This window comes from Exiguobacterium sp. HSB13 (assembly GCF_056764755.1).
This window is the reverse complement of the sequence record NZ_JBUZOM010000002.1, coordinates 223,099-241,153: the sequence shown is the minus strand read 5'-3', so window position 1 is coordinate 241,153 and position 18,055 is coordinate 223,099. Positions and strand designations below refer to the sequence as shown.

Sequence of the window (18,055 nt, the reverse complement as noted above, 5' to 3'; positions counted from 1 at the left end):
AATTCCTCCAAGTTTTTACCCTAAGGGGTATATTAATTCGTAAAAAAAATTCTATCTGCTTTTCATTAAGAGTTGAACAGCCTCTGCAACGGCTTGTTCATGATTTTCCGTCGCATCATCCTGACGGACACAGTCAATCAAGTTTTCACTGACGACGAGACCGATGACGCGATCAATCGCACTACGTGTAGCGCTCAGTTGTGTGACGACATCCTTACAGGACGCCTCTTCTTTCATCATTCGAACGATTCCGTGGATTTGTCCTTCAATCCGATTCATCCGATGAATGATGCGATCTTCATAACCGTTTTCCATATGAAGTCCATCTCCTTTTTCAAATGTGACATGGGTCATACCTCGTTGGTACATTTCATACAATAATACCTAAGGGGGTATAAGTCAACGAAAAAGATTTCTGGATTCATCACTATGTTCAGTGAGTCCGAAAATCTTTTTGTAGTCAGCCTTTCCAATTCGCTTCTAAAAAATCGATCCAACGCTCGGCTAGTCGAGTTGGCATCTTCTCTGGTAACAGATAACGAAACGTCCGGTTGGAGATCCCTTTCGCATGAATTGTAAAAGATTCAGACGGGAAAGACGTGACAAGTCGTTCTGACAGCGCTGCAATACCACTCCCATTCAAAACAAGTTGTCGCGCTAAATAATTCGCATCTACTGTAATCGTTCGAGTGGGAACGATCGACGACGCATCAAGCCAACGATGAAGTGCATAGCGAGAAGCGGATCCTTCTTCCCGGACGATCCACGTCGCGTCTTCGAGTGCAAGATGTGTCGCTCCAATGATATGCAGTTGATCTTTCGCAAAGACGATTTGTCTCATTCCATCAAGTGTCAGTTCTCCTTCAATCATACCGAGATCAATCTCACGATGTCGTAAAGCTGTTGCCACTTGATCATGATTCATCAGCTGGATATCTAGTGATACCTTAGGATGAGCTCTTGAAAACAGATGGATCATATCATCAAGCAATATCTCGTGGATCGTATGGGTTGCTCCGATCCGTAACGTCCCTTGGAAAACCCCTTCCGATTCATCTAACTGTGACTGCATCTGTTCGAGTTGGAATAGAATTTCTTTTGCGTGGCGATAGACGATCCACCCCATTTCCGATACCTCGACCCCTATTGCGAATGAATCACGTATTAATAACGAATGTCCGACATCTTCCTCTAGTCGTTTCACGTGAACACTGATCGTCGGTTGCGACAGAAATAACTGCTCCGCTGTTTTCGTAAAGTGACGTGTTTCAACGAGTGTGACGAACGTTCTCAGTTCAGTTAATTTCAACAATACCCCTCCTCATTACATTTCATAATCATTTATATATAATTAATTCATTTTTATAATCTTGTATTCCTCTTTCATACTCAAGGTATCACGTATTAGAAAGAAGGACTGTTTCATGATGTATATCTCATTTATGTTATTAGGAGCAACCATCGGTATTCTCTCCGGCTTTTTCGGAATCGGTGGCGGCATCATTCTTACCCCACTTTTATTGATTCTCGGCTATGAAGCCAGCACCGCGATCGTCCTCAGTCTGTTGCTGACACTCGGATCGACCGTGACCGGTACACTATCACATCTTCGATTAAAAACTTTCCGTTTTCGCGATGCCGGGATCATTGGTCTGTCCGGGATCATCGGTTCGGCGTTGATCACACCAGTCGTCTTTTGGCTCGAGCGTCATGCTGGGGCCGATGTCGTCTTATCGAGTCTCTACATCGTCTTACTAATTGGTTTTTCGATTCAATTTCTTCGTCCCCGTTCAAAGAAACGTCCGTCTTTTCCGGTCCATGATGCTTCAATCGTAAAGCTCGCTGTCATCGGACTTGCTGCCGGAGTCCTCTCTTCATTGATGGGGGTCAGCGGTGGATTCTTGTTGACGCCGCTCTTGCTCGGGTGGGTTCGTTTTCCGCTCAAACAAGCAATCGGAACGAGCATTGCCTCTGCGACATTGATCGTTCTTGGAGGAGTGACGAGTTATGTTGCTTCCGGAACCAGCGCTCCGTTATCACTCGGGATCGCCTTAATCATCGGTGCGTTCATCGGCTCACCACTCGGCGCTTCACTCTTGCATCGCTTCAATGAACCGTTCGTTCAAAAGACGTTAGGAATCTTTTATGGTGTCGTCGCCTTAAGCGTCATCGTCAAAGTGTTCGGTCTTCCTTATCTGTCACTCATCTTACTCGCTCTATTCACACTCAGCCTGTTGAGCGTCTTCGGTTACCGGATTCTTAAAACGGCCTAAATGAAAAAGCAGCTGACGATATGTGTCAGCTGCTTTTATGCGTGCTCGTTGATTAACGCACGCTTTCTTCTTTGATTTTTTGCGGTTTCATGATTTTTGCCTCTTTTTTCTGACGCATGCGTTCCGCATTCATCAGTCCCCCTAACATTAAAACGACAGCAGATAAATAGAACCATGTCATCAAGACGATGATTCCGGCAAGCTGACCATAAAGACGATCGTAACTCCCGAATTCAGCGTAATAGGAGAAAAATTCCGAGACGACCTGCCAAGCGATCGTTGCGAAGATCGCCCCTGGGAGTACCTGACGAACGGTCAGTCGGACACTCGGTAAGATCCGATACAATAAGATGAAAAAGACAAGTAAGAACAATGTCCCGAGTCCCCAGCGGAATAAGAACCAAATCCACGAATAGTTCGTCACGAAATCAGCGACGATTGTAAAGTGGTTGATGAAACGACGTGTTAACTTCTCTGAAATCGGAACGATCAACGAAATCGGAAGAATGATCATCATCCCGATCGTAAAGGCGAAGTCTTGCAAGAGTCCGCGCCAGAACGGTGCTTTTCGTGTCACTTCGAGCGCATCGTTCAGCGAACGGACAAGTGACTGGACCGACATCGAAGCGAGCCAAAAGGCGGCGAGGAAACTGATCGAGGCAAGTTTAAAGCCGCCTTGATCAAAGATTCCAACGACGTTCCGCTGAATCAAGTCGTACGTTTCCGCCGGAGCGAACGGTCGAATTAAATCCAGCACGTTATCCGACGTAAACGGTAAGAACGAGACGATGCCAACTACAAATAATAAGAACGGGAATAAGGACAACATCAGATAATAGGCAAGCTGAGCCGATTTATCAAAAAAGGCTTCACCAAAAAAACGGGCAAATACAGGTTTGATTAAAGACATACATATTTCCTCACTTTCAACTAATTCTCTACACTATCCCCCATTTCGTACTTCCTTTAAACTTTTGGAAGTCTTTTGAACTTATAACAACCTTATACATCATTCAAGTTTGGCGCTTCGTTTCCTCGCGAGGTACACTAAGAACAGAGAATGTATCGTGCTTGTTTTTCAGAAAGGATTTCGATTCGTGTACCCACTCATTCAATCCGAAGCAGAACGCTTCTTTACTTCTTATATAGAACAATACCCTGAAATGTCCGGACGTCAGCAAGAAGTCATTCGTTCCATCGAGAAGACGGGAACATACGAGCAAACGACTTCCGAGCTGGCGTTCGGTGCCAAGCTTGCTTGGCGCAATAGTAACCGATGTGTCGGACGTCTCTTTTGGGAACAACTCCATGTCTTTGACGCACGGGATGCGTTGACCGTCGAAGCGGTCCGTGACGCGTTATTTGAGCATATCCGGTTCGCGACGAACGAAGGACGGATTCGCTCGACGATCACGATTTTCCATCCGGCACGTGTCCGGCTTCATAATCACCAACTGATTCGTTATGCAGGTTATGAGACAGCAACAGGAGTCATCGGCGATCCGGCTTCCATCGACCTGACGCGCCAATGTGAAGCACTTGGTTGGACCGGAGCGCATACACCGTTTGATATCCTGCCCCTGTTGATCGAACTCGATGGACAAGTCAGCCTGCATCCGATTCCTGACGAGCTCGTGCTTGAAGTCACCATCACGCATCCTGACTATGATTTGTTTGGTGGTCGCGAAGTCCGCTGGTACGCCGTACCGATGATTGCCGATATGCAGCTCGAGATCGGTGGCATCGTCTATCCGTGTGCCCCGTTCAACGGATGGTATATGGGAACGGAGATTGGTGCTCGTAACCTCGCTGATACGGATCGTTACGATCTCTTGCCGCTCGTCGCGACTCAACTCGGTCTGAACACCTCGCGTGAACGTTCGCTCTGGAAAGACCGGGCGCTCGTCGAATTGAACGTTGCCGTACTCGAATCGTTTGAACGTGCCGGTGTTACGATCGTCGATCACCATACGGCTGCGAAACAATTCGCTCGTTTTGAAAAAAACGAAGCATCATGCGGTCGCGATGTCACAGGGGAATGGTCCTGGCTCGTGCCTCCGATGAGTGGGGCAACGACGCATATGTTCCATAAGGACTATGATCCGGAGATCAAACGACCGAACTTCTTTCCAAAATCTACACAGACGGCACCTGTGACCGGCTGTCCGTTTCACCAAGGAGCCTTGAAATGAATTATGTCGAACAGTTACGTCAAAAAATCGGTCATGACCCAGTCATTCTCGTCGGTTCCGTCGTCCTCGTCGTTCAGAACGAGCACATTTTGCTCGAACAACGCAACGAAGCCCAAGCCCGCTTCGGTTTGCCCGGAGGATTGATGGAATGGGCGGAATCACCGGAAGAGACCGCTCGTCGGGAACTCGAAGAAGAAACCGGCTTACAAGTGGAACGATTAACGTTACTCGATGTCTACTCCGGTCCGCAATACGTGACGACGTTAGCGAACGGAGACGTCTTTCAAAGCGTCACCCTCGCCTACATCGGTGAACATCCGATTGGAATGTTAAAACAAAGTGATGAAAGTATCAAGCTCCAGTTCGTTCCGCTCGACGACTTACCGGATCACTTAGTGGGTTCTCACGCTCGAATGATTGAAGACTACAAAAAACGCCGCTAAATGAATAGCAGCGGTTTTTGTTTATAGCGACTGACGCATGATGTATTGTTTCAAACCCCGCTGAGTCCATCCTTCAGAACGTAATGCTTCCCACACCTGCACATCTGTTGATTGATAATGATAGGTCGTGCCTGGTAAACGACGGACGATTTCTGTCGCATGTCTTGCTTTTTGTTCTACGGGACCGACGACTGACAAGAGTGATGATCCGGCTATTGCCACTACACTTTCTTCTAATTGATAATAATCCGTTTGTAATTGCTGCATGACATGAGGATCTTGCTGCCAGATGTATTCCCCTTGTCCATGGTATTGTTTTAAAAACTCCACTTCTTCGATTGTCGGCAGAGCGGCTTCTTGGCGCTCATCCGTTAAATGAAAATAACCGATTTCTCCAACGATCTTGTAATCAAGCGATTCATACAAGCGAATTGCCGGATCGTTCCCTTGAATGACTTCAAGCATCAGACCATCCATTCCGATTTCTTTAGCATGACTCAGTTGTGCTTGATACAAGGCTTTAGCGATCCCTAGTCGTCGATACTGCGGTGAAATCCCCAGTCCTCCACACCGCATGATGCGTTGACCCTCGATTTCCTTCCAACCGTTCAGCCAAAGACCAACCGGTTTTTCTCCATGATAGGCAACGAATGAATGCTCCAATTGATTCCCATCTCGTTCGATGATGCGCTCTTGGAATTCTGCTTCCGATAAGTGCAGTGGAATCAGATAATCTTGGAATCCATCCTGCATCGCTTTGTAAGCTGTCTTTACGTCAGGTGCGCGTTGAATATGAATCATCGAAAAACCTCCTTTTCCACTGAGCTGTTTCGCTTTCGTTCGCCTAATTTCCTGCATACAAAAACACCCTTGTCACCAAGGGTGTTAGTCGATTCATTGATGAAGTTTCGAACGCTTACGTCCATATCCGAAGTACAACAGTAATCCAATGGCTGTCCAGATAAAGAAGGCAATCCACGTGAATGGTTGTAAGTTGAACATGAGCATGATACAAGCAAGGACTGACAAGATTGGTAAGACTGGGACGAACGGAACCTTAAAGGCGCGCTTCAAATCAGGACGCGTCCGACGTAGGACGATGACCGCGATCGAGATGAGCGAGAAGGCTGCCAGTGTTCCAATGTTGATCAATTCAGCAAGTGTACCAAGCGGCACGAATCCAGCGATTAAACCAGCAGTCGTTCCGAGAATCCACGTTGCTTTGACTGGTGTGTGTGACTTTTCATTGACGTCTGAGAAGACTTTCGGTAATAATCCGTCACGGCTCATCGCGAATAAGAGACGGACGAGACCAAATGTCATGACGAGGATGACCGTCGTCATACCAACGATAGCACCCAAATCGACGAATCCAGCGACCCAGTCTTGACCTGCGACTTTTAAGGCAAGAGATACCGGACTATCGACGCCTTCAAACTGTTTAAACGGAACAATCCCGACCATGATGGCAGAGACGATGACATACAGAACAGTAACGATCGCAAGTGATCCTAAGATCCCAACCGGTAAGTTACGTCCCGGATTTTTGACTTCTTCTGCTGCTGATGTGACGGCATCAAATCCGAGGTAAGCAAAGAAAGCAATTGCTGAAGCCTGTAAGACACCACTCATACCGAATGGCGCAAACGGTTTGTAGTTGCCCGGTTCGATGTACCAGATCCCGACGACGATGAACAGGACGACGACAGCGACTTTGACGAGTACCATGATATTGTTGACGCGTTTTGTTTCTTTAATACCGAGTGAAAGCAAGAGCGTGATGACCATCAGAATCAAGAACGCTGGTAAGTTGAAGAACGTCTCGCTTCCTGGTACAGCACCTGGAGCAGCCGTTAAAGCTGTCGGTAAATGGAGACCAAAACCTGCCAACAGTGATTGGAAGTACCCTGACCAGCCGGTTGCAACGGCACTCGAAGCAAGTCCGTATTCTAAAATGAGACACCAGCCGATGATCCAAGCCACGACTTCCCCGATCGTTGCGTATGTATATGTATATACACTACCTGAGACAGGAATCATCGACGAGAATTCGGCATAACAGAGGGCTGCTAATGCACAGACAACGGCAGAAATAATGAATGAGATCGGTAAAGCAGGTCCTGCGTAAAGAGCGCCCGTTCCTGTCAGAACGAAAATTCCGGTTCCGATGATGGCACCGATTCCAAGTAAAATAAGATCAAACCCTGATAAATGTCGTGCCAGTTTTGAATGTTGTTTCATGTCCATCATGACACTGACATCTTTCTTGCGAAGCAAACTCATGTTTCATCCTCCGAACTTTTCTCTTTTTTCTGAATATTCAAATCATTGAGTGAATTGACTTTCTAATCATAACAAACGATGTCAGGTTCGATAAGTCTTTTTTTTTGTATTTTTTCACAAAGTGGTCAAACCACTTTTGTAAAATGCAATAACGCTTTGATGCATAAACGTAAAAAACCTTTCCTTCAGAACAAAGGAAAGGTTTTTATCATTACATTATGGGCGATCGTTTGGATGATCGAGGTTAGGACCTTTATGATCGTCTGGATCGATCGGGTAATCATCTTGTTGTGCTAAATCATTTTCTGGTAATGCACCTTTTGGTGTACCATGTGTCGTCTCATCTGTTGAAGATGAACGAGCTGAACGTGGTGCACGATCTGGTGTGACATCATCAGCTGCTTGTGAAGCTGCACCTTTTGCTGCATCTTTTAAGCTCGGTGATGATGAAGTCGATGCCGACTTACTTGGAAGGTTCGATGTGTCGACTTCCGTATTCTCTGCTTTCTTTTGGAGACGATCGAGGTAACGCGATGCATTATCACGTCCACCAAGACCAAAGGCAAGACCGAATGCAAGTGCAAGTGCCCCAAGGATCAAGATGAAGGCTGAGTTGACGATCGTATCCGCAACACCTAGTTGATCGAGTGCCATGAAGACAGCAAGTGCAAGAATCGCATACTTCGCAACGCTTGAGAGGACTTTTAGTTCAGAGTTGCCGAACAGGCTGTCCATCGTACGTTTGACGAGGTTGCTGACGATGATCCCGATTGCGAGGATGATGATCGCTGTCAAGACGCTCGGTAAGAATGCAAGGACGGCACGACCGAGGTCGACCATGAAGTCAAGACCAATCAAGTTGAAGGCTTCGACGACGAAGAGAACGACGATAACGATCTCAACGAGTGCACCAACGATAGAAGCTGGTGATGTAGAAGCTTGGTTTGCATCCCACGTACCGATTTTCAAGTGACGTGTCAGGTTGTTGAAACCAAGACGTGATAAGAGATCCGTAACGAATTTCTTGATGAAACGTCCGACGTAAAGACCGACAAGAATCAGAACGACACCGACGATGATGTTTGGAATCATACCGAGGACATCGTTCAACATGTTGATCGCTGGTCCTGTGATTCCTTTAATGTTCAATTGATCAAGAGCTGAAATCGTGATTGGAATCAGAATCAAAATGAAGACGACTGTTCCAAGAATCGACGAAAGTGATTTCGCATCTTTTTGATCCGTTGACCCAAGGTTGAAGCGAGCTGCAAATTTATCCGTTCCAACAGCATGAAGGAAATTCGTCACGATATCGCGGACGATTTTCGCTACGAGGAAACCAACGAAGAAGATGGCTGCCGCAGCAATCAAGCGTGGAATGAATCCAAGGAATGACGATAACAATTGGCTGAACGGTTGTGAGACACTCTCAATGTTCAACGCACCGAGGACACCCGGTAGGAACAGAAGCAAGACGAGGTAGAAAACGATCTCCCCTGCTACTTTTGGATAAGCTGAAAGATCCGTCTGACCTTGAAGCATCTTGTTCGAACGTACTTTATCGTTCGCCATCAGCTTCGTTCCTGCTTTGACGATGATCATGCGAAGAACGACCGCAATGACGTATGCCAAGAGAAGGATGAGGGCTGCTTTCAAGATGTTCGGAATTGCCGCGAGTAATGTACTCATCGTATCCGCAAGTGGTCCAGCAATGATGTTCAGATCAAGGATGTTAAAGACCAAGATGAGAACGAAGACCATGAGAACCCAAAAGACAACGGTCCCGATGATTTTTTCAGGTGTCCACTTTTTCTTCTTTGGTGGTGTACCTTCTTTTTGAGGTGACAACTTGTTGACGACCCCAGACTTCTCTAACGCTTTTTGAACCCCGTTCGCGATCAGCTTGGCAATGAGCCATCCAATCAAGAAAATGATGATCGCTCCAAGCAAGTTGCCGAGTGATCCGAGAATGCCGTTCAAGTTCAACGACGTTCCGTTCCAAATGTTATTCATCCTGCCACACTCCTTCACCTAAATAAAATTATATATTTCTGACACTTCTTTAATTTCCCCAGCTAAAGGATTTATTAAACCCGTGTTCGTACCAGAATGTGGCGTTTCTTGTTTTCAATACAAAAAACTGGATGGCATATGCTGCCACCCAGTCCGTCGTATCATGATGTTTGTTGGTTCAAAACCGTGCGCATCGCTGCATATCCACCGTCAATATTAATGACATCCTTGAATCCGAGTGACTGTAATACACTAACCGCCATCCGGGAACGAACGCCAGATGCACAGTGAACGGCAAGTGGACGATCGGTCGGTAATTCCTCCTGACGAGCCACTAGCTTTCCTAAGAGAATCCGTCGTGCTTGATCGTAATGTTGGCTGTCCCACTCTGTTTTGTTTCGGACGTCGAGGACGTAGACTTCTTGTCGCTCTGCAGCTACTAGCGCTTCTTCTGCCGTCCAGTCCTCATAACGTTCCGTTAGCATCGATGCTGGTACTGCTTGATGATCTGCCCAGTAAGTGACCCGATCGAGTCCAATTGATTGAAGATCCCGTTGAATATCTTCACGCTGTTCCGGCGTCGACAGAATCGCGATGTCATGGTCAAAATCGAGTAACCAACCAGCCCAAGTAACGAATTTACCATCGTACGGAATATTGATCGTACCTGAAAGATGTCCATCCCGGAACGACTGACCATCTCGCGTATCAACGATCTGTATCGAAGACGTCCACGCTGTCGGATCCTCGCTCGTCACGAGTTCAGGAATCTCCGTCGTCAAAGCAATTCCTTCTTTATTGACGCGTTTCATCATCGCGAAATAGTTCGGTGGTTCTGGTTGATCCGTCGTTAGTTCCCGAATGAATGCATCTTCGTCTTCCATCTGCAACGCCCAGTTCGTCGCTTTTTCATAGCCGACCGTCGATGTCGGAACAGCTCCGAGCGCTTTCCCGCAAGCGCTGCCGGCACCATGTCCCGGCCAAACTTGGACAAAATCAGGTAGCTCCTTGAAACGTTTTAACGAAGCAAACATCTGCTTCGCTCCAATGGCTGTCGTTCCCTTGATACCAGCTGCTTCTTCGAGTAAATCAGGACGACCGATATCACCAACAAAAACGAAATCGCCTGTGAAGATGCCCATCGGTACTTGTTGATTTCGGTCGAATAATAAGAAGGAGATATGTTCTGGCGTATGCCCTGGTGTGTGCATGACTTCCAGCGTCACATTCCCGACTTTGAATCGGTCACCATCTGTGACAAGTTCATGGTGAATATCCGAGACAAATTGATATTTCCAGTTTTCGTCTCCTTCATCTGACAGGTAAGCCGTCGTGTCGTATCGTTTTGCAAACTCTTGTGTACCCGAGACGAAGTCTGCATGAATGTGCGTTTCTGCTGTAGCAGTAATCCGGAGACCTTCTTTTTTAGCCACCTCTAGATACGGTGTAATGTTCCGTGCAGGATCGATGACGATCGCTTCTCCTGTCATTTGACACCCGACCATGTATGACGCCTGCGCTAATTTTTCATCATAAAAATATCGTAACAACATTGTGTATACCCCCTCTAGTGTATTAAACGATTGTTCCTTCGTAGCTCATCATGCCGCCGCTGATATTCGTCACGTCGAATCCTGCTTGCTCCAAGTACATCGCCGCATTCATGCTGCGACCACCAGATAGACAGATGATATGGACCGGACGTGACGCGTCGAGTTCATCCGCTCGTTCTGTCAACTCGGACAATGGAACGTTTTTGGCTTCAGCGATATGTCCGCTTTCGTATTCATCGATTTCACGAACATCAATCAATTGGATCGTACTTTCGGTTAACGTCTGCTGTAATTGGTCTGTCGTCATCTGTTTCATCAAGATTCCTCCTAGTAGATGCCTTGCGGCTGTAAAGTTGTTGAATTCAATATACCCCCTACCGTATATAAGTTCAAGAAAAATGCACACAAAAAAACAGCATCGTCAAAATGACGACACTGTCCTGACTCAAACGACTTCTTTTTCAGAGAATTGACTGTTGTACAGATCCGCATAAAAACCATCTGCCTCGAGTAATTCTTCATGTGTGCCCTGCTCGATGACACTTCCTTGATTCATGACGAGAATCAAATCGGCATCCTTGATTGTCGACAGACGATGGGCAATGACGAAACTTGTCCGTCCTTCCATCAAGCGACGCATCGCTTGCTGGATGAAGACTTCCGTCCGTGTATCCACACTAGAGGTCGCTTCATCGAGAATCATGATCGGCGGATCGGCAAGAACGGCCCGCGCGATCGTTAACAACTGTTTCTGACCTTGCGAGATGTTCGAGGCTTCCTCGTTCAAGACGGTATCATACCCGTCCGGCAACGTTCGGATGAAGTGATCGGCGTGTGCTGTTTTGGCTGCCGCGATGATTTCCTCCTCGGTTGCTCCACTTTTACCGTAAGCAAGATTATCCCGGATCGTACCGTTGAAAAGCCACGTATCTTGTAAGACCATCCCGAACGTCGTCCGTAAGTCTTCGCGTGACATCTCGCGGGTATCGATACCGTCAATCCGGATCGTCCCCCCGTTCAACTCATAAAAGCGCATCAATAGATTAATCATCGTCGTCTTACCAGCACCCGTCGGACCAACGATCGCGACCGTTTGTCCCGGTGCGACATCAATGTTCATATCCTCGATCAAGAGGTCGGTTCCGTAACCAAAATCAACGTGTTCGAACGTGACCGTTCCTTCAGCCTGCGTGAGACGATGTGTCGTCACTTCCTTGATCTCTTCTTCCTCATCCAGTAATTCAAAGACACGTTCTGCTGCCGCAACCGTCGATTGAACGATGTTTGCGATGTTTGCCGTCTGTGTGATCGGTTGCGTGAACTGGCGTGTATAGGTGATGAACGCTTGGATATCCCCGATCGAGATCGCCCGTTGCGTAACGAGAATCCCACCGACGATACTGATCAAGACGTAACTGATATTCCCGATGAACATCATCATCGGCATGATGATTCCGGAGATGAACTGCGCTTTACGCCCTGCTTCGTATAACTCTTCGTTGACGGCATCGAACTGTTCAACCGCTTTACGTTCATGTCCGAACGCCTTAACGACCGAGTGTCCGGTATACATCTCTTCGACGTGTCCGTTCAATTGTCCAAGTGTCCGTTGTTGATCGGCAAAGTATTTTTGGGATCGTTTCAAAATCGGACGAATCGCAAAAATTGAAACAGGTAACGAAACGAGCGAAATCAATGTCAGAATCGGACTAATCGTCAACATCATGATCAGAATCCCGACGATTGTCACGATCGAGGTGATGAACGATGTCACACTTTGTTGCAACGTACTCCCAATCGTATCGATATCGTTCGTCACGCGGCTGAGCGTCTCCCCGTTCGGACGACCATCGTAGTACTTCAACGGCAGGCGTTCGAGTTTATGATTGACGTCCTCGCGTAAATCGTAGACCGTTTTTTGAGCGATACCCGACATCAAATACTGTTGCAAGTAATTAAATAAACTACTGATGATATATAGTCCAGCGAGCCAGAGCAGGATCTGTCCGATTTTCGTGAAATCAATCGCCGCTCCCGGCACACCTTGGAACTTCGCATATGCCCCTTCAAACAATTCCGTGATCGCTGTCCCCATGATTTTCGGACCGGCAATCATGAAGACCGTACTGAGGATGGCTGCAAGGAAAACACCAACGAGTGCCGTCCGACGCGGACGCAAATACCGAAGCAAACGACGGAACGTTGCTTTGAAATCCTTTGGTTTTTCTCCGAGCATCATCATGTTTCCGCCACCGGGACCACCATGCGGAGGACCGCCAGCTGGACGTTTCTTCTCACTCATGCGATTTCCTCCTCTGATAGTTGTGACTTCACGATTTCCTGATAGACGGCATTGTCAGCAAACAATTCATCATGTGTCCCGATTCCGGCGACTTTCCCTTCATCAAGGACGATGATTTGATCGGCATCAATGACGGTGCTTACACGCTGAGCAACGATCAAGACCGTTGCTTCGCGTGTTTCTTCTCGTAACGCTTTTCGAAGTGCGGCATCAGTCTTGAAGTCGAGCGCTGAAAAACTATCATCAAAGACATATAAATCGGGTCGACGAACAAGGGCCCGCGCAATCGACAACCGTTGTTTTTGTCCACCAGAGACGTTCGATCCACCTTGTTCGATCCGCGCGTCGTAACCGTCCGGCATCCGTTCAATGAAACCGGTCGCTTGTGCGATTTGTGCCGCATGTGCGACTTCTTCGTCTGTCGCATCCTCTTTCCCGAAGCGAATGTTTTCGGCGATCGTACCTGTGAACAGTAACGCCTTTTGGGGAACGAAGCCGATTTTCGACCGCAATTCCTCTTGGGGGACGTCCTGGCTCTCAACACCGTTAACCCGGATACTACCTTCCGTCACGTCATAAAAACGAGGAATCAAATTGACGAGCGTTGATTTACCGGAACCCGTTCCCCCGATCACAGCTGTTACTTCACCTGGTCGTGCCGCAAAGCTGATATCGGATAAGACGGGTGTTTCAGCTCCTGGGTAACGGAACGTGACACGATCAAAGACGAGCGTTCCTTTTTCACGATCGGCGGTTTGTGTGCCCTCATCAATCATCGTCGGAGTCATCTCGAGGACTTCATTGATCCGTTTCGCCGAGACGGCTGCCCGCGGAATCATGACGAACATGACCGACGCCATGACAAGAGCGAACATGATTTGCATGACGTACTGGATGAACGCCATCAAGTCCCCAATCTGCATACCCCCATTGTCGATCCGGATGCCCCCGAACCAAATGACACCGACGACGGTCAAGTTCATGACGAGCATCATGACCGGCATTAAGAACGCCATGATTTTATTGACCTTGATCGAGACTTCCGTCAAGTCCGCGTTCGCTTTCGTCAATCGTACTTGTTCATCACGTTCTCGGTTAAAAGCACGGATGACACGGATCCCGGTCAAGTTCTCTCGCAAAACGAGGTTCAGACGGTCGAGTCGCTTTTGAACTTTCCCAAACAACGGAACCCCTTTCCACAGAATCAACAGGATTGAAATCACAAGGACCGGCATCGCCGCGACAATGACGAGCGAGAGTTTGGCATCTTTTGAGACGGCCATGATCAATCCACCGATGAACATGATCGGTGCGCTGACGACCATCCGTAACATCATAATGACGACTTGTTGGACTTGTGTGATATCGTTCGTCGTCCGCGTAATCAATGACGCCGTTCCGACTTGGTCGAACTCTTGCAGGGAGAACCGTTCGACGTGGTTGAAGACTTGGCGACGGATATCCCGTCCGAGTCCCATCGATGCCTTCGATGAATAATAACTGGCAGCAACTGCAGCTAACGCCCCGATGCCGGTAATCCCGAGCATGACGGCACCAATCTTCCAAATGTAGGCGGTATCGCCGGTGACGACCCCTTTATCGATGATATCCGCCATCAGTGTCGGTAAATAAAGATCGGACATCGACTGCGCGAAAACCAAGATGAGCACAGCAACGACTGCCCATTTATAGACCGTCAACCGTTTGAGTAACTTAATCATCCGAACATCCTCCTTTCAGATCTGGACGTAAAATCTGACCGATTCCTTCAGCGATCACTGCGTGTGTTTCAAGCATTTGTTCGAATACGTCCGGGTCAATCGTCGCAAGCACTTGCTCCAGTTGACGTTGCATCCCTTTTTCTTGTTCCTTGATGTCAGTGACGAATTGTTGCCCTTGATCACTGAGCTTTAAGACGACTTCCCGTCGATTCTCCGGATTCGTCTCGCGAATGACCCAGCCCGATTGGACGAGCCCTTCAATCGACTGACTGAGCGTACTTTTCGGTAAATGCGTATGCGCAGCGAGCTCTTTTTGTGAGATCGGTCCACGCGGTGCAATCGTCATCAAGCTATGAAATTGCGGTAAACTGAGTCCGTTTTCCTGTGCCGTCTGGTGCGCTGCCCGAACGAGATGTCGTTGCACGTTCCAAAACGACTGCATCATCGCAGTCGAACGGGTCGTTTCCGTTTGATCCATCTTGTTTCGCCTCCTTGTTCCATTTCAAATCGTTCCAAAAGGAACAATTACTTATATGAATTAAATTACGCCGATTATTTTTGATTGTCAACGAAAAGGCAATGTGAAAAATCACATAGTTTTGCTATGCTCAAGGAAGACAAGGAGTGAGCATAGATGAGACATGAAATGGGCTTATTTGAAGAACCATTTCGTTCAATTGAACAAGGACGAAAGACCGTCGAGATTCGGCTAAATGATCCAAAACGACAACAGGTACAAGTCGGTGATCAGATTCGATTCACGCATACGAAAACGAACGAGACATTCCTTGTCCGTGTAACAAAACGACAAGTCTTTCCTGATTTCCGAACGCTTTATGAACAGACACCAAATGAAGCTATCGACTGTGTCGGTTGGTCGCTCGACGAACTCGTGACGTCAACCTATGCGATCTATTCACCGGAAGCCGAGCAACAGTACGGGGCACTGGCTCTGACGATCGCATTAGAACCATAAAAAAACGTCTTTTCTACAGTCAGCGTAGAAAAGACGTTTTTGAATTCATTCGGGTTCGACGTGTACATGGATATCATAGACACCGTATTCTTCCGTCAGTGTATCTTCAACACGTGTTGCAATATCGTGTGCTTGATGGATGTTCAAAGTTGAGTTGACGAGGATGACGACATCAACGACTTCATTGTTGCCGTAATTGCGTCCTTTGATGGACTTGATCCCTTTGACACCTTCGAGATCGAAGATGACATCTTCATACATCTTCAGCTTCTTCTCATCGAAGCCATCCGTCAGTTCGTGTGAGGCTTCCGTAAAAATGTCCCACGCTGTCTTACAAATCAAGAAGCCGACGATGATCGCGGTCACGACATCAAGCCACGGCATGCCGAACTGTGAACCGACGATCCCGATCGTCGTCCCAACACTGACCCACGCATCGGATAGATTATCTTTTGCCGCTGCCATGACGGCTTTACTTTCAATTTCTTCGGATAACTTCTTATTATAGCGGTAGACGAAGTACATCACGAGAGCTGAACCGATTCCGACGTATGCGGCGAGGATATCAGGTGATTCCTGTTTGCCTTCGAACAATGTCGAAATCGTATCGATCAAAACTTGAAGACCAACTGCCATCATGATGAAGGAAGCTACGAGTGAGGCAATCGTCTCACTTTTCCAGTGTCCGTATTTGTGATCGTCATCTGCCGGTCGTTGTGAAATCCGTAAACCGATCAAGACGGCGATCGACGCGATGATGTCGGTCGCATTGTTTAAACCGTCCGCCCGGAGTGCGGCAGAGTCTGCTGTATAACCAATGATTAATTTTAAAGATGATAACAAGATATAGGCCGCGATACTGATCATTGCACCGCGTTCGCCGCGTTTTAGATTATCGTATTTTTGTTGTTCCATTCTCGTCGCCCCCACTTTCTCTGCGATTAGCAAACCTCATCGTACCAGTCGGAAATCGAGTGGGTCTAGAGAAATCATTTTGTTTCGAACTAGGTAATTAACAAACACGCAATAATGTTTCCCTATACCAAACTGAATTTGATTTGGTCATGTGGCTCTTTTGAAGAAAATCGGCAGCATTATCTTAAAGAGCAACCAACTTTTTTGACTTGTCAGACTCTTTGACGAACATAATTCGTGCAAGTTCTGAAGGGAATCGGTAGACTAAAGGTACAACACCAAGAGGAGGAGTTCTCACAATGGCAGAATTCATTAAGAGTGAAGAAACATTCAAGGAATTGATTTCAAGTGATGCACCGGTCATCATCAAGTTCGAAGCAGACTGGTGCCCGGACTGCAAACGGATGGATTACTTCATGCCGGACGTCGAGTCACAATTCGACCACTTACCAATCCACACGATCGACAAGGATGAGTTCCCTGAAATCGCATCGAACCACGATGTCATGGGGATCCCAAGCTTGCTCGTCTTCAAAAACAATGAAAAATTGGCCCACTTACACAGTGCAAATGCCAAAACACCAGAAGAAGTTACAGCATTCTTAAAGCAAAACTTCAACTAAGCAAAAATAACCTGACGCCGCAGCGTCAGGTTATTTTTTTATGTATCGATCTAATTTAGGATACTACTTCAATCCGTCTCAGCTTTTCTTAAAAAAGATACGGGTGAACAGATTCGTAATCGTTCCAGCTATCGCTGCTTCGATTAGAGCGACGACTACAATCGCTAAAATATCCTGCATACCTAGCGTCCCTAAGAAATTAATAAGGTTCAAAATGAAAAATAAAATGAAGAAAATCAGATAATCTCGTTTTCGCATCGTAGTCCTCCTACTCAATACGTATTTGTCGTCTTTTGTCGCTACAACACTACCATACATCAGGATTTTCCAAGGATTACATAATTGAAAGGAACAACCAACATCTACAAAAAAGTAGTCTTTCTCTCACTCGAGAAAGACTACTTTTACTCATTTAACGTTCGCACGCGATCCCGTCTTTATCCCGGTCGCTCTTCGTGTTTAAGTTATACGTCGCAAGACTCACGTATGCTTTGTACTTTGTTGCTTTGTAGATCGGTTTTCCGTTCTTGTCATACCCGGTCCGATTCTTTAGACCCGCTTTTTTCGCGACGCCGCCTTTATACGTTTTCTGCATTTCCGTACAGTTCTTAAAGGCTTTTGCTTTCGTCGCCGCTTCACTAGCTGCCGGAACATGGATCAAGGCGAGACTGACGACACCCGCGAGTACAAGCCGACTCCATTTTTTCATAGGGATTCCTCCTTTTTTCAAAAAACAACGATTAGTCTTTTGATTATAAGAG

General features: G+C 47.0%; 19 protein-coding genes. 5 read left to right on the top strand and 14 right to left on the bottom strand.

Annotated features, from left to right (window positions below; all coding sequences use genetic code 11):
- Positions 1-51: 51 nt before the first annotated feature.
- Positions 52-315 carry a metal-sensitive transcriptional regulator gene (locus ACZGCQ_RS12970; protein WP_023466936.1) on the bottom strand — a complete coding sequence of 88 codons (264 nt, stop codon included), beginning with the start codon at positions 313-315 and terminating at the stop codon, positions 52-54.
- 145 nt (positions 316-460) lie between these two features.
- Complete coding sequence (locus ACZGCQ_RS12965) at positions 461-1,309, bottom strand: LysR family transcriptional regulator (protein WP_069940243.1); 849 nt, start codon at positions 1,307-1,309, stop codon at positions 461-463.
- Positions 1,310-1,424: 115 nt separating this feature from the next.
- On the opposite strand from ACZGCQ_RS12965, the gene ACZGCQ_RS12960 reads away from it, so the two are divergent.
- Entirely contained in the window at positions 1,425-2,273 is an 849-nt protein-coding gene (locus tag ACZGCQ_RS12960) for a sulfite exporter TauE/SafE family protein (protein ID WP_481266522.1), read from the top strand.
- A 52-nt stretch (positions 2,274-2,325) separates the two neighbouring features.
- Here the strand turns inward: ACZGCQ_RS12960 and ACZGCQ_RS12955 are convergent, their stop codons facing one another.
- The gene (locus tag ACZGCQ_RS12955) at positions 2,326-3,183 is read right to left on the bottom strand and encodes a YihY/virulence factor BrkB family protein (RefSeq protein ID WP_481266521.1); all 858 of its coding nucleotides are present in this window, start codon (positions 3,181-3,183) and stop codon (positions 2,326-2,328) included.
- 187 nt (positions 3,184-3,370) lie between these two features.
- Between ACZGCQ_RS12955 and ACZGCQ_RS12950 the strand changes: the two genes are divergently transcribed.
- Together ACZGCQ_RS12950 and ACZGCQ_RS12945 are read left to right on the top strand one after the other, a co-directional pair.
- Positions 3,371-4,465 carry a nitric oxide synthase oxygenase gene (locus ACZGCQ_RS12950; RefSeq protein ID WP_481266520.1) on the top strand — a complete coding sequence of 365 codons (1,095 nt, stop codon included), beginning with the start codon at positions 3,371-3,373 and terminating at the stop codon, positions 4,463-4,465.
- On the top strand, positions 4,462-4,908 hold the full coding sequence (locus tag ACZGCQ_RS12945) for an NUDIX hydrolase (protein WP_481266519.1): 447 nt from the start codon (positions 4,462-4,464) through the stop codon (positions 4,906-4,908). The genes ACZGCQ_RS12950 and ACZGCQ_RS12945 overlap by 4 nt, the downstream gene beginning before the upstream one ends.
- Before the next feature lie 21 nt (positions 4,909-4,929).
- Here the strand turns inward: ACZGCQ_RS12945 and ACZGCQ_RS12940 are convergent, their stop codons facing one another.
- The 8 genes from ACZGCQ_RS12940 to ACZGCQ_RS12905 form a co-directional block, all read right to left on the bottom strand.
- Positions 4,930-5,709 carry a GNAT family N-acetyltransferase gene (locus tag ACZGCQ_RS12940; RefSeq protein WP_481266518.1) on the bottom strand — a complete coding sequence of 260 codons (780 nt, stop codon included), beginning with the start codon at positions 5,707-5,709 and terminating at the stop codon, positions 4,930-4,932.
- Positions 5,710-5,802: 93 nt separating this feature from the next.
- Complete coding sequence (bcaP, locus tag ACZGCQ_RS12935; RefSeq protein ID WP_481266517.1) at positions 5,803-7,191, bottom strand: branched-chain amino acid transporter BcaP; 1,389 nt, start codon at positions 7,189-7,191, stop codon at positions 5,803-5,805.
- A 216-nt stretch (positions 7,192-7,407) separates the two neighbouring features.
- Positions 7,408-9,204, bottom strand: coding sequence for a mechanosensitive ion channel (locus ACZGCQ_RS12930; RefSeq protein ID WP_075642705.1), 1,797 nt, complete (start codon positions 9,202-9,204; stop codon positions 7,408-7,410).
- Positions 9,205-9,365: 161 nt separating this feature from the next.
- The gene (locus ACZGCQ_RS12925; protein WP_481266516.1) at positions 9,366-10,757 is read right to left on the bottom strand and encodes an MBL fold metallo-hydrolase; all 1,392 of its coding nucleotides are present in this window, start codon (positions 10,755-10,757) and stop codon (positions 9,366-9,368) included.
- 22 nt (positions 10,758-10,779) lie between these two features.
- Positions 10,780-11,073: a rhodanese-like domain-containing protein gene (locus tag ACZGCQ_RS12920; RefSeq protein ID WP_481266515.1), complete on the bottom strand. Its 294-nt coding sequence runs from the start codon at positions 11,071-11,073 to the stop codon at positions 10,780-10,782.
- A 129-nt stretch (positions 11,074-11,202) separates the two neighbouring features.
- The gene (locus ACZGCQ_RS12915; protein ID WP_481266514.1) at positions 11,203-13,059 is read right to left on the bottom strand and encodes an ABC transporter ATP-binding protein; all 1,857 of its coding nucleotides are present in this window, start codon (positions 13,057-13,059) and stop codon (positions 11,203-11,205) included.
- Positions 13,056-14,780, bottom strand: coding sequence for an ABC transporter ATP-binding protein (locus ACZGCQ_RS12910; protein WP_481266513.1), 1,725 nt, complete (start codon positions 14,778-14,780; stop codon positions 13,056-13,058). The genes ACZGCQ_RS12915 and ACZGCQ_RS12910 overlap by 4 nt, the downstream gene beginning before the upstream one ends.
- Positions 14,773-15,258 carry a MarR family winged helix-turn-helix transcriptional regulator gene (locus tag ACZGCQ_RS12905; RefSeq protein WP_481266512.1) on the bottom strand — a complete coding sequence of 162 codons (486 nt, stop codon included), beginning with the start codon at positions 15,256-15,258 and terminating at the stop codon, positions 14,773-14,775. Before ACZGCQ_RS12905 ends, ACZGCQ_RS12910 begins: the two co-directional genes overlap by 8 nt.
- Positions 15,259-15,414: 156 nt before the next feature.
- Here ACZGCQ_RS12905 and ACZGCQ_RS12900 point away from each other — a divergent pair, with 156 nt between their 5' ends.
- Complete coding sequence (locus tag ACZGCQ_RS12900) at positions 15,415-15,756, top strand: ASCH domain-containing protein (RefSeq protein WP_481266511.1); 342 nt, start codon at positions 15,415-15,417, stop codon at positions 15,754-15,756.
- Positions 15,757-15,801: 45 nt separating this feature from the next.
- Here ACZGCQ_RS12900 and ACZGCQ_RS12895 read toward each other — a convergent pair whose 3' ends face one another.
- Complete coding sequence (locus ACZGCQ_RS12895) at positions 15,802-16,671, bottom strand: cation diffusion facilitator family transporter (protein WP_023466924.1); 870 nt, start codon at positions 16,669-16,671, stop codon at positions 15,802-15,804.
- 299 nt (positions 16,672-16,970) lie between these two features.
- Here ACZGCQ_RS12895 and ACZGCQ_RS12890 point away from each other — a divergent pair, with 299 nt between their 5' ends.
- Positions 16,971-17,294, top strand: coding sequence for a thioredoxin family protein (locus tag ACZGCQ_RS12890; RefSeq protein WP_023466923.1), 324 nt, complete (start codon positions 16,971-16,973; stop codon positions 17,292-17,294).
- 78 nt (positions 17,295-17,372) lie between these two features.
- On the opposite strand, the gene ACZGCQ_RS12885 is transcribed toward ACZGCQ_RS12890, so the two are convergent.
- Both ACZGCQ_RS12885 and ACZGCQ_RS12880 read right to left on the bottom strand, forming a co-directional pair.
- Positions 17,373-17,552, bottom strand: coding sequence for a hypothetical protein (locus ACZGCQ_RS12885; RefSeq protein ID WP_133208308.1), 180 nt, complete (start codon positions 17,550-17,552; stop codon positions 17,373-17,375).
- A gap of 154 nt (positions 17,553-17,706) precedes the next feature.
- The gene (locus tag ACZGCQ_RS12880) at positions 17,707-18,003 is read right to left on the bottom strand and encodes an excalibur calcium-binding domain-containing protein (protein ID WP_029343294.1); all 297 of its coding nucleotides are present in this window, start codon (positions 18,001-18,003) and stop codon (positions 17,707-17,709) included.
- Between the last annotated feature and the right edge of the window lie 52 nt (positions 18,004-18,055).

What these genes read in the sequence shown, in the direction of transcription:
- ACZGCQ_RS12925 (WP_481266516.1), bottom strand. Translation starts at nt 10,757, where the DNA reads ATGTTGTTACGATATTTTTATGATGAAAAATTAGCGCAGGCGTCATAC.
- ACZGCQ_RS12880 (WP_029343294.1), bottom strand. Translation starts at nt 18,003, where the DNA reads ATGAAAAAATGGAGTCGGCTTGTACTCGCGGGTGTCGTCAGTCTCGCC.
- ACZGCQ_RS12915 (WP_481266514.1), bottom strand. Translation starts at nt 13,059, where the DNA reads ATGAGTGAGAAGAAACGTCCAGCTGGCGGTCCTCCGCATGGTGGTCCC.
- ACZGCQ_RS12885 (WP_133208308.1), bottom strand. Translation starts at nt 17,552, where the DNA reads ATGCGAAAACGAGATTATCTGATTTTCTTCATTTTATTTTTCATTTTG.
- ACZGCQ_RS12945 (WP_481266519.1), top strand. Translation starts at nt 4,462, where the DNA reads ATGAATTATGTCGAACAGTTACGTCAAAAAATCGGTCATGACCCAGTC.
- ACZGCQ_RS12960 (WP_481266522.1), top strand. Translation starts at nt 1,425, where the DNA reads ATGATGTATATCTCATTTATGTTATTAGGAGCAACCATCGGTATTCTC.
- bcaP (WP_481266517.1), bottom strand. Translation starts at nt 7,191, where the DNA reads ATGAGTTTGCTTCGCAAGAAAGATGTCAGTGTCATGATGGACATGAAA.
- ACZGCQ_RS12930 (WP_075642705.1), bottom strand. Translation starts at nt 9,204, where the DNA reads ATGAATAACATTTGGAACGGAACGTCGTTGAACTTGAACGGCATTCTC.
- ACZGCQ_RS12895 (WP_023466924.1), bottom strand. Translation starts at nt 16,671, where the DNA reads ATGGAACAACAAAAATACGATAATCTAAAACGCGGCGAACGCGGTGCA.
- ACZGCQ_RS12905 (WP_481266512.1), bottom strand. Translation starts at nt 15,258, where the DNA reads ATGGATCAAACGGAAACGACCCGTTCGACTGCGATGATGCAGTCGTTT.
- ACZGCQ_RS12940 (WP_481266518.1), bottom strand. Translation starts at nt 5,709, where the DNA reads ATGATTCATATTCAACGCGCACCTGACGTAAAGACAGCTTACAAAGCG.
- ACZGCQ_RS12955 (WP_481266521.1), bottom strand. Translation starts at nt 3,183, where the DNA reads ATGTCTTTAATCAAACCTGTATTTGCCCGTTTTTTTGGTGAAGCCTTT.
- ACZGCQ_RS12900 (WP_481266511.1), top strand. Translation starts at nt 15,415, where the DNA reads ATGAGACATGAAATGGGCTTATTTGAAGAACCATTTCGTTCAATTGAA.
- ACZGCQ_RS12920 (WP_481266515.1), bottom strand. Translation starts at nt 11,073, where the DNA reads ATGAAACAGATGACGACAGACCAATTACAGCAGACGTTAACCGAAAGT.
- ACZGCQ_RS12970 (WP_023466936.1), bottom strand. Translation starts at nt 315, where the DNA reads ATGGAAAACGGTTATGAAGATCGCATCATTCATCGGATGAATCGGATT.
- ACZGCQ_RS12910 (WP_481266513.1), bottom strand. Translation starts at nt 14,780, where the DNA reads ATGATTAAGTTACTCAAACGGTTGACGGTCTATAAATGGGCAGTCGTT.
- ACZGCQ_RS12890 (WP_023466923.1), top strand. Translation starts at nt 16,971, where the DNA reads ATGGCAGAATTCATTAAGAGTGAAGAAACATTCAAGGAATTGATTTCA.